Origin of the sequence: Curtobacterium sp. NPDC088465, assembly GCF_044753165.1 — a bacterium.
Classification (GTDB): Bacteria; Actinomycetota; Actinomycetes; order Actinomycetales; family Microbacteriaceae; genus Curtobacterium.
The window spans coordinates 863,297-876,113 of the sequence record NZ_JBIVMR010000001.1; the positions used below are offsets into that span (position 1 = coordinate 863,297).

Annotated in this window: 12 protein-coding genes; 7 read left to right on the forward strand and 5 right to left on the reverse strand. The window is 71.8% G+C overall.

The features are described from left to right. The first annotated feature begins 5 nt into the window (after nucleotides 1-5). Both ACIP6W_RS03890 and ACIP6W_RS03895 read left to right on the forward strand, forming a co-directional pair. On the forward strand, nucleotides 6-2,030 hold the full coding sequence (locus ACIP6W_RS03890; RefSeq protein ID WP_400428371.1) for a hypothetical protein: 2,025 nt from the start codon (nucleotides 6-8) through the stop codon (nucleotides 2,028-2,030). Continuing rightward, the gene (locus tag ACIP6W_RS03895) at nucleotides 2,027-2,677 is read left to right on the forward strand and encodes an ATP-binding cassette domain-containing protein (RefSeq protein WP_251159941.1); all 651 of its coding nucleotides are present in this window, start codon (nucleotides 2,027-2,029) and stop codon (nucleotides 2,675-2,677) included. The genes ACIP6W_RS03890 and ACIP6W_RS03895 overlap by 4 nt, the downstream gene beginning before the upstream one ends. 30 nt (nucleotides 2,678-2,707) lie before the next feature. On the opposite strand, the gene ACIP6W_RS03900 is transcribed toward ACIP6W_RS03895, so the two are convergent. Continuing rightward, nucleotides 2,708-3,280, reverse strand: a complete 573-nt coding sequence (locus ACIP6W_RS03900; protein WP_251154188.1) for a GNAT family N-acetyltransferase — start codon at nucleotides 3,278-3,280, stop codon at nucleotides 2,708-2,710. Between the two features lie 160 nt (nucleotides 3,281-3,440). On the opposite strand from ACIP6W_RS03900, the gene ACIP6W_RS03905 reads away from it, so the two are divergent. Together ACIP6W_RS03905 and ACIP6W_RS03910 are read left to right on the forward strand one after the other, a co-directional pair. Beyond that, nucleotides 3,441-4,493, forward strand: a complete 1,053-nt coding sequence (locus ACIP6W_RS03905; protein ID WP_066651776.1) for a hypothetical protein — start codon at nucleotides 3,441-3,443, stop codon at nucleotides 4,491-4,493. After that, a complete protein-coding gene (locus tag ACIP6W_RS03910) occupies nucleotides 4,490-5,329 on the forward strand; it encodes a hypothetical protein (protein WP_066651774.1) in 840 nt (279 codons plus the stop codon). Before ACIP6W_RS03905 ends, ACIP6W_RS03910 begins: the two co-directional genes overlap by 4 nt. 52 nt (nucleotides 5,330-5,381) lie before the next feature. Here the strand turns inward: ACIP6W_RS03910 and ACIP6W_RS03915 are convergent, their stop codons facing one another. From ACIP6W_RS03915 to ACIP6W_RS03930, 4 genes are all read right to left on the reverse strand, one after another. Continuing rightward, nucleotides 5,382-7,016, reverse strand: a complete 1,635-nt coding sequence (locus ACIP6W_RS03915) for a dihydrolipoamide acetyltransferase family protein (RefSeq protein ID WP_400428374.1) — start codon at nucleotides 7,014-7,016, stop codon at nucleotides 5,382-5,384. A gap of 32 nt (nucleotides 7,017-7,048) precedes the next feature. Next, nucleotides 7,049-8,008: an alpha-ketoacid dehydrogenase subunit beta gene (locus tag ACIP6W_RS03920; RefSeq protein ID WP_066657646.1), complete on the reverse strand. Its 960-nt coding sequence runs from the start codon at nucleotides 8,006-8,008 to the stop codon at nucleotides 7,049-7,051. Between the two features lie 89 nt (nucleotides 8,009-8,097). Further along, nucleotides 8,098-9,231, reverse strand: a complete 1,134-nt coding sequence (locus tag ACIP6W_RS03925) for a thiamine pyrophosphate-dependent enzyme (RefSeq protein ID WP_400428376.1) — start codon at nucleotides 9,229-9,231, stop codon at nucleotides 8,098-8,100. 23 nt (nucleotides 9,232-9,254) lie between these two features. Continuing rightward, nucleotides 9,255-10,334 carry a histidinol-phosphate transaminase gene (locus ACIP6W_RS03930; protein ID WP_400340459.1) on the reverse strand — a complete coding sequence of 360 codons (1,080 nt, stop codon included), beginning with the start codon at nucleotides 10,332-10,334 and terminating at the stop codon, nucleotides 9,255-9,257. Nucleotides 10,335-10,384: 50 nt separating this feature from the next. Here ACIP6W_RS03930 and ACIP6W_RS03935 point away from each other — a divergent pair, with 50 nt between their 5' ends. The 3 genes from ACIP6W_RS03935 to purB all read left to right on the forward strand — a co-directional run bounded on the left by ACIP6W_RS03935 (nucleotide 10,385) and on the right by purB (nucleotide 12,794). Beyond that, nucleotides 10,385-10,783 carry a phage holin family protein gene (locus ACIP6W_RS03935; RefSeq protein WP_066651768.1) on the forward strand — a complete coding sequence of 133 codons (399 nt, stop codon included), beginning with the start codon at nucleotides 10,385-10,387 and terminating at the stop codon, nucleotides 10,781-10,783. A gap of 116 nt (nucleotides 10,784-10,899) precedes the next feature. Continuing rightward, nucleotides 10,900-11,412 carry a low molecular weight protein-tyrosine-phosphatase gene (locus tag ACIP6W_RS03940; RefSeq protein ID WP_066657642.1) on the forward strand — a complete coding sequence of 171 codons (513 nt, stop codon included), beginning with the start codon at nucleotides 10,900-10,902 and terminating at the stop codon, nucleotides 11,410-11,412. After that, nucleotides 11,409-12,794: an adenylosuccinate lyase gene (gene purB / locus ACIP6W_RS03945; protein WP_209684247.1), complete on the forward strand. Its 1,386-nt coding sequence runs from the start codon at nucleotides 11,409-11,411 to the stop codon at nucleotides 12,792-12,794. Before ACIP6W_RS03940 ends, purB begins: the two co-directional genes overlap by 4 nt. Nucleotides 12,795-12,817 lie beyond the last annotated feature (23 nt).

Sequence of the window (12,817 nt, forward strand, 5' to 3'; positions counted from 1 at the left end):
ACGGCATGCGATCCCGCGTGCTGCGGCTCGCCTACGCGATCCCGCCGGTGCTCGCCTTCGTGCTCGCCTTCGTCGGACTGGCCGTGACGGACGAGTCCGGCGTGGTCGGCTCGACGTCGTCGGTCACCGTCTCCCTGGACGGCGCGGCGCAGTCGAACCGGGTCATCGCCGGAGCGATCGCCCGCGTCGTCCGAGAACACCACGCGACCGTCGTCCGGATGGTCGCCGACCGCGCTGACCCGATCGGACGCAGGACAGCACTCGTGACCGATGCTCCGGGGACGATCGGCGAGCAGTGGCTCCGTGACGGCTACCCGGACTTCTCCCGCACGATGTCGTCCCGGGTCCGGCCGATGTCCGACCTCGATCGCGTGGACCCGGCAGGGACGTACGAACTGTTCGGGGACGAGGCCGCCCGGCGCGACCTGGTCCGCGCCTTCGCCTCGGCCGGGTACGGAGCCCGGACCGAGTCGACCCCGCTCCTGGGCCGGCTCGGGATCGGTGCGACGGTCGACGGCGTCCCGGGCCTGGTCGGCGTCCTGGTGCTCGGAGCGACGACCGCGTGCCTGGTCGCGACGGTCGGCTCCCCACGGCGCTGCGCGGTCCGGCGACTGCACGGACACAGCACGGCGCGGATCCTGCGGCAGGAGCTCGGTGCACTGCGGACGAGCGCGACGGTCGCGCTCGTCGGCGCGCCACTCGCCGGCGTCGGCATCTGGATCATGAACGGCGCAGCGCAGTGGCCGGCACTCGTCGCTGCGACCGCGGTGCTCGGCGCCGCGCTGCTCACGCCGGTGGTGCTCGCGCACGCGACGGGCGTCCTCCTCGCCTGCCGACGGCCCCTGGTCGACGCGCTGCGTGGGGCACGGCCGCCGGGCGGTGTCGTCGGCCTCGCCCACGCCGCCCGTCTCGTGGCGACCCTGCTGCTCGTCTCCGCAGTGAGCGGTCTCGTCGGCGCCGAGATCGTGGCGAGGACGTCCGGCACCGAACGGGACCTCCGAGCGGCGGGGACGGCCGTGCAGCTGTGGATCACGCCGGACCCCCGACCGATCGAGTCGCAGGCGTACTGGGACCGGCTCGGCCGGTTCGCCGGTGGGGCGCTGCAGGACCACGACGCTCTGCTCAGCGCGGTCAAGGAGGTCTCGACCGGTTCGGGCAACGCCGGGGTGCCCGCGCTCTTCGTCGACGCCGAGTACCTCCGGCTCCAGGACGTCCGCGCGGCAGACGGCACCCGCATCCGCGCCGGGTCGAGACCGACCGCCTGGATCCCCGAGCACAGCTGGCTCGATCCGGACGCACTGGTCCGGTCGCTCACCGACTGGGACCTCCGCGATGCGCCCGATGCGGCCCGCAGGGACATCACCGTCGGGCGCCTCGGTACGCCGGAGCTCTGGACCTACCCGGACGGCGGCTCGGTGCGGGGCTGGCTCGACGACGCCGTCCTGGTGGTCGTCCCGACGCCGGCCACGATGTTCTCGGCGGACCAGCTCGGCTCGTGGCTGTCGACCGGCGACGTCGCGTTCCGCGACCGTGCGCGCACGGAGCGGGCGATCCACGCTGCCGGGGTCGGCTCGGAGATCAGTGCCGTGGTGGACGTCGGACAGGCGGCAGCGGAGACCGCACGCGGTGCCCGACGGACGGTCGTCGCCCAGGCTGCTGCGGTCGTCAGCGCTGCCGTCGTGGCGGTCGTACTCGCCGCGCTCGCCACGTCGGCCCATCGTCGACGGCACGGCCGTGCCCGGTTCGCCAAGACCGTCGCGGGCGTCCACCCCGTCCGTGCCGACGGCGACCTGCTGACCGTCGAGGTCGTGTCGGTCGTCCTCGCAGCACTGGCAGCCGGAGTGGCGTGGTCCCGGCTCCGGCTGGGCGATGCGGGGCAGATCTCGGTGCTGGACCCACTGACGCAGGCCGCGAGCCCGTCGGCCCTGCTCGCGGTCACGGCCGCGGTGGTCGTGTCGATCCTGAGCACGTCCATCGTCCTCGGCACGGCGCGCGAGACCGACCGATCACGAGGAGACGAGGCGCGATGATCGAGGCACGAGGGGTCAGCAAGCAGCGGGGCGGTCACACGCTCTGGGAGGACCTCACCTTCTCGGTCGCCGCCGGCGAGGTCGTGGCGCTCACGGGCCCCAGCGGCTGCGGCAAGTCGACGCTGCTCGACTGCGTCGGCCACATCGACCGGGTCGACTCCGGGACGATCAGCATCGGCGGTGTGGACGCGGGACGGAGTGCACGCCGCGCGCGCCTGCTCCGACGGGACCACATCGGCTACCTGTTCCAGGACTTCGGGCTGGTCCACGATGCAACCGTGGGGGCGAACGTCGACCTCGCCCGACCGACCGGACGCGGCCGTCGTCGGGGCCTCTCGACCGCCGCGGCGCTCGAACAGGTCGGACTCGGCGGCCGCTCGACGGCGCGCGCCCATGAGTTGAGCGGCGGCGAGCAACAGCGCGTCGCGCTCGCGAGGCTCCTCGTCAAGCAGCCGTCCGTCATCCTCGCCGACGAGCCGACCAGCGCGCTGGATGCCGACAACGCTGCGCTGGTGCTCGACCGGCTCGAGTCGTTCGCGGCCGCAGGCGCCGCGGTCCTCATCGCGACGCACGCTCCGTCGGTCACACGGCGCGCGGCACGCGTGATCGCCCTCCGGGATGCACGGGACCATCGAGGCGGCCCCTGAGCAGGCCCGCTCCTCGGCGTCGTCCGCCCCTCAGGCGTTGCGGACGAGCCAGGCGAACTGGTCGTCGGTGAGTTCGCGGTCGGTCCACACCTGACCGAGCACGCCGTCCGGAGCAGCGACCGACGCCGGCCCCTGCCAGACGAGCGACAGCCCCACCTTCCGCAGCACAGCGGCCGACGCCGGGTTGTTGGTCAGCACCCGGCCCGTCACCGGCGCGCAGGGAGCTGCGCGGTGCGCTTCGGCCACGGCTGCGCGCGCGAGCTCGCCGGCGTACCCGTTCCCCCAGGCTGCGGGAGCCAACCGGTAGCCGAGGTTCCAGACCCCCGCCGTCGTCATGTCGACGCCGCCGACCCCGACGAACGCTCCGTCCGTCGTGCGGACCGTCCACGAGCCGAGGCCGTACCGGGCCCGACCGCCGATCTTGCGCTGCACCATGTCGATCGTCGTCGCACGGTCGGCGTGCCGCCCGGAGGGCAGGTGCTCCCAGGTCCGCGCGTCGGAGAACACCGTGTGCACGTCGTCGATGTCGGCGGGCGTGAGCGGTGTCAGCACCAGGCGATCCGTCCGGATCTCCTGCTGTGGGGTCAGGAGCTGGTGGGCCATGGTCCGATCATCACCCCGACCCCCGACAACTGGGTGGACACCACGCGACGTCCGCGCGATCCGGCCCCGGACTGCGGCTTCGCGCAGCCCGGGGCCGCCCAACGAGTACACAATCACCGATTTTTCAGCATGAAGGACGTTTTCACTGTACAGTGAAAACGTGCCGAACACTGAAGAGTTCGCGATCACCGCACTGGCGGAAGCGCTCCCGAACGGCTCGGTCGTCCTCTCACCGAGACGCGACGGGAGCTGGACGGCAACACTGCCCGACGGATCCCGTCGCCGCCTCGTCGTCTCCTGGGCCGGCTACGGCTACCCGAGGGACGTGCAACGAGCACTGATCGACCCGGAAGTGCGCGCAGCACGAGAGCACGGCGACCTCATCGTGATCGCTGCCCACACCGTGTCACCAGGAGCACGACAGCTGCTCCGCTCCGAGGGCGCGTCGTGGGTCGGGCGCGATGGATCCGCGGAGCTCCGTCTCGGTACCGTGTGGGTCGACCGGGACGGCGCTTCGCCGTCCCGCCCTGCTGATCGTCCGCTGACATGGAGCCCTGCCCGGGCTGACGTCACGGAAGCGCTGCTCGCCGTCCTGACGAAGCAGGACCCCGCCACGGCGGGAGCGAGCGACGTACCGGATGTCGAGACGGTTGCCCGTATGAGCGGTCGATCCCTCGGGACCGTCGCCGGCACCTACGCGCTCCTCGATGCGCAGCAGTGGACGGCACCGGGCCTTCGACCCCGGAGCCGGGTCGTCGCGAACGGGCCGGCGATGTTCGACTCCTGGTCACGGTGGACGGGTGAGCAACGCCGACGCTTCGACGGCTTTCACTCGGTCCACCGGGACCCCGCTCGCATCGTGGAGCAACTCGTCGAGGCGTTCGGCGACGAGCTCGTCCTGACCGGAGCCGCAGCGAGCGAGCTGTCCCGCCCCACGCTGACCGGCGGATGGGTCGTGACCGCCTACGTCGCGAGTCCGGACGCCTGGCGCGGGATCGACGAAGCGACCCGACGCGCCCGACTGATCCCCGCTTCCGTGCCGCGGATCAGACTCGCACCGACCACGCCCGTCATCGAGAGGACCGCCAGCATCGTCGATGGTCGCCGAGTCGCCGCGCCCGCTCGTGTCTACGCTGACCTCGCCGCGGGCACGGACCGCGAGCGTGAGGCAGCAGAGTCCTTCCGCGCCACGATGCTCCAGGTGGTCTCGTGAGCTCGGACCCATCGACGCGGAGCCGGGGTGCCCGAGCGCTCGCCGAGACGGCGTACGCGTCGTTGCTGCGCGCGGTGGGCGACCGCCGACGCGATCTGCTGCTCATCGGGGGCCTCGTGCCGGAGCACCTCGTGGAGTCGGACGAGCCCCACCAAGGCACGAACGACGTCGACGTCCTGATCGACATCGGCCTCGTGTACGACCGGGACGACCTCGACTTCGCGTGGCTGGAGCACGCACTCCTGGCCGCCGGGTTCGTCACGGCCACCCCGAACACCGGTTGGCGGTGGCTGCTCGACGTCGGGGGCTTCCCCGTCCTGGTCGAGTTCCTGGTGGACGTCCCGGACAACATCGACCAGGAGATCGCGCTGCCGGGCTGCTCGGTGCTCGGCGCCAAGAACCTCCGGGGACCGGGGCCGGCGCTCCACGACGTCCACGCGACGCAGATCAACGGGGAACAGGCGCCCATCACCGGACTCGGCGGGTACGTCGCCGCGAAGGGCGCGAGCGCCTACTGGCGTCGCGCGGACAAGGATCTCTACGACTTCGCCTGGGTCCTCGTGGCCGATCTCCGCTCCGGGAGACCCCGTGCCGCCGACGCCGTGCTCACCGTCCTCGAGCCGGTCTCCGAGCGCGACCGGGCCGACGCGGTCGTCGCCGTCTGTGACCTCTTCACGAGCGCGGATGCGACCGGCGCGCGTGCGTACTCGGAACTCTCCACGGCCGCGGGCAGCGCGGAGCCTCCGGAGAGCCACGCACTCGACGCCGTCGTCGCGGTCTCCGCCTTCCGCGCTGCGGTCGCAGGGCGCATCGACGAGCTGCGCTCGCGCGCCTGAGTGACGCCGGCCCGGCGCTGCGGAACCCCACAGCACCGCCGGGACCCAGGCGTCAGTCGAGCAGCAGCGCCGGCTCCTCGAGCACCGAGGCGATGTCGTGCACGAAGCGCGAGGCCACGTCGCCGTCGACGACCCGGTGGTCGAACGAGGCACCGATCGTGGTCACCATGCGCGAGCGGACCTCGCCGTCGACGACCCACGGCTTGGGCTTGATCGTGCCCATCGCGACGATGGCGACCTCGCCCGGGTTGAGGATCGGGGTGCCGGTGTCCATGCCGAAGACACCGATGTTCGTGATCGTCACGGTGCCGTCCGCCATCTGCTGCGGCGTGGTCTTGCCGTCGCGGGCGGTGAGCGTCAGGTCCTCGAGCGCCTTCGCGAGCTCGAACAGGGACATGTCCTGCGCGTCCTTGATGTTCGGCACGATGAGCCCACGCGGGGTCGCCGCGGCGATGCCGAGGTTCACGAAGTGGTGGACGATGATCTCCTGGTCGGTCCAGGTCGAGTTCACCGACCGGTTCCGACGGACGGCCCAGATGACCGCCTTGGCGAAGACGAGCAGCGGCGAGACCTTGACGCCGGCGAACGTCGGCGAGGACTTCAGGCGCTTGACGAACTCCATGGTGCGGGTCGCGTCGACGTCGACGAACAGGGACACGTGCGGCGCCGTGAACTTCGACGTGGTCATCGCCTTCGCGATGGCCTTCCGCACGCCCTTGACCGGGATGGTCTCGCGGCGGACGTCGCCCCACTCGGGCGTCTCGATGTTGCGGAAGACGCCGGCCTGCTTCGCGTGCCGGATGACGTCGTCGCGCGTGACCTCGCCGGCGAGACCCGTCGGCACGACCTCGGTCAGGTCGACGTCCAGGTCCTTCGCGAGCTTCCGGATCGGCGGCTTCGCCAGGACGATGCCCGACACGACGGCCTTGCGCGGTCGGGAGCCCTGCTCGCCGACGGCCTGCGAGATGCTGTCCTCGCCCGGGTCCGAGGCGGCCTCGGCCGCGGCGACGGCGTCCGCACTGGAGGCACGGCTCGCCTCGGCGGCGAGCGCTGCGGCCCGGCGGGCGCCCGGCTTCCGGCGGGACGGGGACGTGGTCGCGGAGCCGTACCCGACCAGGACGGCGCCGGACGACTCGTCGGAGCCGACGACGGTCGCGTGGTCAGCGACCGGCTGCGACGGAGCCGCGTGCCGCGGTTGCTGCGGAGCAGCAGCTGCCGGTGCGGCCGCTGCGGGTGCGGCCGCTGCGGGTGCGGCCGGGGCGGCGGCCGGTGCCGGCGGGGTCTGCTGCGCGGAGGTCTGCTGCACGGGCGCCGGCGGCGTCGGCGCGACGGGAGCCGGAGCGGCCGCTGCGGCAGGCGGGGTGACGGCGACGTCCGGCGAGGCCGGGACGCTGTCGGCGACGGTGGACGGGCCTCCCGGCTGGGCGGACGTCGACGCGACCTGCACGTCCGAGTCGACCCGGATGATCGGCTTGCCGACCTCGACGGTGTCACCCTCGGAGACGAGCAGCCCGGTGACGGTCCCGGCGAACGGCGACGGCAGCTCGACGAGCGACTTCGCGGTCTCGATCTCGACCAGGACCTGGTCGACGGCGACCTCGTCCCCGATCGCGACGCGCCACTGCACGATCTCGGCCTCGGTCAGGCCTTCGCCCACGTCGGGCAGGGGGAATTCGGCGGCGGGCACTGCGGCTCCTTCGAACGTTCTGGTCGGCTCGGTCAGTATGCGAGGGCGCGGTCGACGGCCTCGAGGACACGGTCCGCGTCCGGCAGGTGGAGGTGTTCGAGCTTCGACACCGGGAAGGGGACGTCGAACCCGGAGACCCGGATCGGCGGCGCCTGCATCGTGTAGAAGCACTGCTCCGCGACGGTCGCGGCGATCTCGCTGCCGACGCTGACGAAGCCGGAGGCCTCCTGCGCGATGACCACCCGGCCGGTCTTGCGGACCGAGGTCAGCAGCGGCTCCCAGTCGATCGGCGAGATGGAGCGGAGGTCGATGACCTCGCAGCTGGTGCCCTCGGCCTCGGCGATGTCCGCAGCCTGCATGAGGGTCGCCACCATCGCACCGTGGCCGACGAGGGTGACCTCGGTGCCGGTCCGGGCGACGCGCGTGGTGTGCATCGGGACGTGGCCGTCGACGAGGTCGACCTCGCCCTTCGGCCAGTAGCGCGACTTCGGCTCGAGGAACACGACCGGGTCCTTCGACGCGATCGCCTCCTGGATCATCCAGTACGCGTCGTTCGGCGTGCTCGGGCTCACCACGCGCAGGCCCGGGGTGTGCGCGAAGTACGCCTCCGGGGACTCCTGGTGGTGCTCCACGGCGCCGATGTGCCCGCCGTAGGGGATGCGGATGACGACCGGCAGCGACATGTGCTGCGGCAGGCGGTTCTGCATCTTGGCGAGCTGCGAGGTGATCTGGTCGAAGCCCGGCCAGACGAAGCCGTCGAACTGGATCTCGACCACCGGACGGTAGCCGCGCAGTGCCAGGCCGATCGCGGTGCCGATGATGCCGGCCTCGGCGAGCGGGGTGTCACGGACGCGCTCGGCACCGAACCGCTCCTGCAGGCCCTCGGTGATGCGGAAGACGCCGCCCAGCTGGCCGATGTCCTCGCCCATGAGCAGGACCTTGTCGTCCGCGGCCATCGCGGCGGCGAGGCCGGCGTTGAGCGCCTTGGCCATCGGCAGGGTCTGCACGGGCTCGCTGGGGACCTCGCCCGCACCGGGGTGGGCGCGGAGCGTGTAGTCGAAGAGCTGCTCGGTCGTGCTCATCAGTGGGAGCCCCCTTCGTACCCGGCCTCGTACTGCTCGAGCCAGGCCTTCTGCGCGGTGGTGACCGGGTGCGGCTCGCGGTACACGTTGTCGAACATGACGTCCACCGACGGCGGGGTCAGGGCCACGGTCGCCCGTCGGACGTCGGCGGCGATGTCCTCGCCCTCCTCGTCGAAGCGCGCGAGCTGCTGGTCGGTGACCCCGCGGCTGCGCAGGTACGCGGCCGAACGGGCGATCGGGTCGCGCTCCACCCACGAGGTGAGCTCGTCGTCGAGGCGGTAGCGGGTCGGGTCGTCGGAGCTCGTGTGCGCACCGATGCGGTAGGTCTCGGCCTCGACGAACGCCGGCCCCTGCCCGGAGCGGGCGTGGTCGGTCGCGACGAGGGACGCCGTGTACGACGCCAGGACGTCGTTGCCGTCGACGCGGACGCTCGGGATCCCGAAGCCGCGCGGGCGGTCGACGAGCGGGGTCGGCGACTGCACCGACACCGGCACCGAGATCGCCCAGTGGTTGTTCTGCAGGAAGAAGACGACGGGGGCCTTCGTCGACGCGGCGAAGACGTACGCCTCGTTCACGTCGCCCTGGCTGGTCGCGCCGTCGCCGAAGTAGACGATGGTGCAGGCGTCGCGGTCGGGGTCACCGGTGCCCACGTCGCCGTCGAGCTGCTGACCGAGCGCGTAGCCCGTCGCGTGCAGCGTCTGCGACCCGATCACCAGCGTCGAGATGTGCGTGTTGCCGCGCTCGTCCGGGTCCCAGCCGCCGTGCGTCTGGCCGCGGTACATCGCGATGATCTCCATCGGCTCGACACCGCGGTGCATCGTGACGGCGTGCTCGCGGTACGACGGGAAGACGTGGTCCTGTGCGCGGAGGGCGAAGACGGAGCCGACCTGCGCGGCCTCCTGTCCGTGGCTCGGGACCCAGAGGCCGAGCTGACCGGTGCGCTGGAGGTTGTGGCCCGCGTGGTCGAACCGACGCGTGAGCACCATGCGGCGGTGCATCGCCAGCAGGGTCTCGTCCGGGATCGTCCGCGCGACGGCGGCGTACTCGGCGTTCTCGTCGGTCTCCACGAACCGGCCCTCGGGGTCGAGGATCCGGACGGTGGCCGTCGCGGGGGCCGCGGCGTGGAATGACATGTCGGTCAGCGTAACGCCAGGGCCTACCGGGCCGCCTGGAGGTCCCCCACAAGCGACCCCGCCGTTTCGAGGAGCGTTTCCACAGCCTCGTGCTCCCCGATCGACACCCGGATGCCCTCGTTCCCGAAGGCCCGCACGATGATGCCGGCGGCCTCGAAGCGCTCGGCCGCGTGGGCCGTCAGCTCCCCGGTCGGCAGCCACACGAAGTTGCCCTGGGCGTTCGGGACGTCCCAGCCCTGGCCGCGCAGCGCGGCGACGATGCGGTCACGGCTCGCCGCGAGCTCGGCGACGCGGTCGAGCAGCTCCGTCTCGCGCTCCAGGCTCGCGAGCGCCGCCGCCTGGCCCTGTGCCGTCACCGACAACGGGATCGCGCAGGCACGGACGGCGTCGAGCACGTACGCCGGACCGAACGCGTACCCGACGCGCAGGCCCGCGAGTCCGTACGCCTTGGAGAACGTGCGGAGGACGACGAGGTTCGGGTACCGCTCGAGCAGCGGCGTGCCACGGACCGCCGTGGGCTCGGTGACGAACTCGGCGTAGGCCTCGTCGAGCACGACGAGCACGGTCGACGGCACGCGCGCCATGAACGTCTCGAACTCAGCGCCCGTGACGACGGGACCGGTCGGGTTGTTGGGCGAGCAGACGATGACCATGCGGGTGCGGTCGGTCACGGCGTCGGCCATGGCGTCGAGGTCGTGGCCGCCGTCCGGGCGGTTCGGCACCTGCACGCTCGTGGCACCGGCGACCGTCACGACACCCGGGTAGGCCTCGAAGGAGCGCCACGCGTAGACGACCTCGTCGCCGGGGCCGCTCGTCGCCCGGGCCAGCTCGTGCAGGATCGCGACGCTGCCGGGCGCGACGTGGACCTCGTCGACGGTGAGTCCGGCGCGGTTCGCGAGCACGGCGCGGACGGCCAGGGCGGTGGCGTCCGGGTAGCGGTTGTAGGCCGTCTGCGCCTGCACGGCCTCGACGACGCCCGGCAGCGGCGGGAACGGGTTCTCGTTGCTCGACAGTTTGAAGGCGTCGGGCGCTGCCTGACGCCCCTGCTTGTACGCGGGGAGGACGGCCACCTCGGGCCGGATGTGCACGCGCTCGTCAGTCACGCGCTCAGGCTACCGGGGACCGTCCGGGGCGCGACGGGCATCATGAGGGCATGCGATTCCTCGTCCGCCTCGTCGTCAACGCCGTCGCGCTCTGGCTCACCACGCTCATCGTGAGCGGCGTCACCGTCACCCCGTTCGGCGACGGGGACACCACCGCCGTGGTGCTCACGTTCCTGCTCGTGGCGTTCGTGTTCGGGCTCGTGAACGCGGTCATCGGCACGATCATCCGGATCGTCGCGTTCCCGCTCTACGTCCTGACGCTCGGCCTGATCTCACTGATCGTGAACGCCGTGCTGCTGCTCATCGTCGCCGGGATCTCGGACGCGATCGGCTTCGGGCTCGAGGTCGAGTCCTTCGGCTGGGGCATCGTCGGTGCCTTCGTGCTCGCCGTGTTCTCGTGGCTGATCGGGCTGTTCGTGCGGCCGGTGCTGAACCGCCCGCGTCCGTGACCGCGGGCCGCACCGAGCCGGCCGCCCGCGCGACGCGTGCCGACGGCGAGGGCCGCGCCGTGCCTCCCGGTCGGACCGCCGTCGCGGACGTCACGTCCGTGCGCCATGATGTGCACATGAGCCCGGACGCCGACGCCCCGTTCCGCGTCTCGTTCGTCTGCAGCGGCAACATCTGCCGCTCCCCCATGGCCGGCATCGTCTTCGCACAGGTCGCCGCCGACGCCGGCATGGCCGACCGCTTCGTCGTCGAGTCGGCGGGCACCGGTGACTGGCACGTCGGCGAGCCCGCGGACGAGCGCACGATCGCGGCACTCGCAGCGCGCGGATACGATGGCAGCAGGCATCGCGCCCGCCAGTTCGACCCGGACCGGTTCCCGGACCTCGACCTGGTGGTCGCACTCGACCGCTCCCACGAACGCGTCCTGCGCTCGTGGGCACCGACCATGGACGACGCCGCCAAGGTGACGCTCCTGCTGCGGTACGACGACGCCTGGCCCCAGCAGGCCGACGTGCCGGACCCGTACTACGCGGACCGGCACGAGTTCGACCGAGTGCTCTCGACCGTCGAGCGTGCCTGCCGGGCGCTCTTCCGCCAACTCGAACCGGCAGTCCGTCAGGGAGCCCCATGACCCCCCTTCCCCCGCAGCCGATCAGCCCGCTCGACGGGCGGTACTACCCGGTCGTGCACACGGTGGGCGAGCACCTCTCCGAGGCCGGCCTCAACCGCGCACGCATCGTGGTCGAGGTCGAGTGGCTCATCTTCCTGACCGACCACGCGATGTTCACCACCTCGCCGCTGAGCATCGACGACAAGGCAGCGCTGCGCCGGGTCGTCGAGACCTTCGGCCACGACCAGATCGCGGAGCTCGCCGAGATCGAGGCCACGACGCGGCACGACGTCAAGGCCGTCGAGTACTTCGTCCGTCGCCGCCTGTCCGAGCTCGGGCTCGACGCCATCGCCGAGCTGACGCACTTCGCCTGCACCAGCGAGGACGTCAACAACCTGTCGTACGCACTGACGGTGCGGGACACCGTCGACCAGGTGTGGCTGCCCGCCTACCGCTCGGTCCTGGCGACGCTCCGCACCACGGCGGAGCAGCTCCGCGCCGTGCCGATGCTCTCGCACACGCACGGGCAGCCCGCGACGCCGACGACCCTCGGCAAGGAGCTCGCGGTGGTCGTCTACCGCCTCGAGCGCGTCCTGACGCAGATCGAGCACGGCGAGTACCTCGGCAAGTTCTCCGGCGCCACCGGGACCTTCTCGGCGCACCTCGCCGCCGACCCCGAGGCCGACTGGCCCGCGCTGTCGAAGGAGTTCGTCGAGGGCCTCGGCCTGACGTGGAACCCCCTGACGACGCAGATCGAGTCGCACGACTGGCAGGCCGAGCTGTACGACCGGGTGCGCCACGCGAACCGGATCCTGCACAACCTGGCGACCGACGTGTGGACCTACATCTCGATGGGTTACTTCACGCAGATCCCGGTGGCCGGTGCCACGGGGTCGTCGACGATGCCGCACAAGATCAACCCGATCCGGTTCGAGAACGCCGAGGCGAACCTCGAGATCTCGTCGGCGCTGTTCTCGACGCTGTCCGAGACCCTCGTGACGAGCCGCCTGCAGCGCGACCTGACCGACTCGACCACGCAGCGGAACATCGGCGTCGCGTTCGGGCACTCGCTGCTCGCGCTCGACAACCTGCGTCGCGGGCTCGGCGAGATCGCGGTGAACGAGACCCGGCTGGCCGAGGACCTCGACCACAACTGGGAGGTGCTCGGCGAGGCGATCCAGACGGTGATCCGCGCCGAGGTCACCGCCGGGCAGTCGAACATCGAGGACCCCTACGCGATGCTCAAGGAGCTCACGCGGGGCAAGCGCATCGGCCAGGACGAGCTCGTCGCGTTCGTGAACGGCCTCGACATCTCGTCGGGCGCCAAGGCACGACTGACGAACCTCACGCCCGGCACCTACACGGGCCTGGCCGACGAGCTCGTCGACCGCCTGGACGTCTAGTCCGACCCCTTCCGCAACACGCA

Excerpts from the sequence above, each read along its gene's own strand:
- ACIP6W_RS03920 (WP_066657646.1), bottom strand. The coding sequence starts at position 8,008 with ATGGCCAAGGCGCTCAACGCCGGCCTCGCCGCCGCGATGGCCGCGGAC.
- ACIP6W_RS03895 (WP_251159941.1), top strand. The coding sequence starts at position 2,027 with ATGATCGAGGCACGAGGGGTCAGCAAGCAGCGGGGCGGTCACACGCTC.
- ACIP6W_RS03935 (WP_066651768.1), top strand. The coding sequence starts at position 10,385 with ATGCGATTCCTCGTCCGCCTCGTCGTCAACGCCGTCGCGCTCTGGCTC.
- ACIP6W_RS03925 (WP_400428376.1), bottom strand. The coding sequence starts at position 9,231 with ATGTCATTCCACGCCGCGGCCCCCGCGACGGCCACCGTCCGGATCCTC.
- ACIP6W_RS03940 (WP_066657642.1), top strand. The coding sequence starts at position 10,900 with ATGAGCCCGGACGCCGACGCCCCGTTCCGCGTCTCGTTCGTCTGCAGC.
- ACIP6W_RS03900 (WP_251154188.1), bottom strand. The coding sequence starts at position 3,280 with ATGGCCCACCAGCTCCTGACCCCACAGCAGGAGATCCGGACGGATCGC.
- purB (WP_209684247.1), top strand. The coding sequence starts at position 11,409 with ATGACCCCCCTTCCCCCGCAGCCGATCAGCCCGCTCGACGGGCGGTAC.
- ACIP6W_RS03890 (WP_400428371.1), top strand. The coding sequence starts at position 6 with ATGCGATCCCGCGTGCTGCGGCTCGCCTACGCGATCCCGCCGGTGCTC.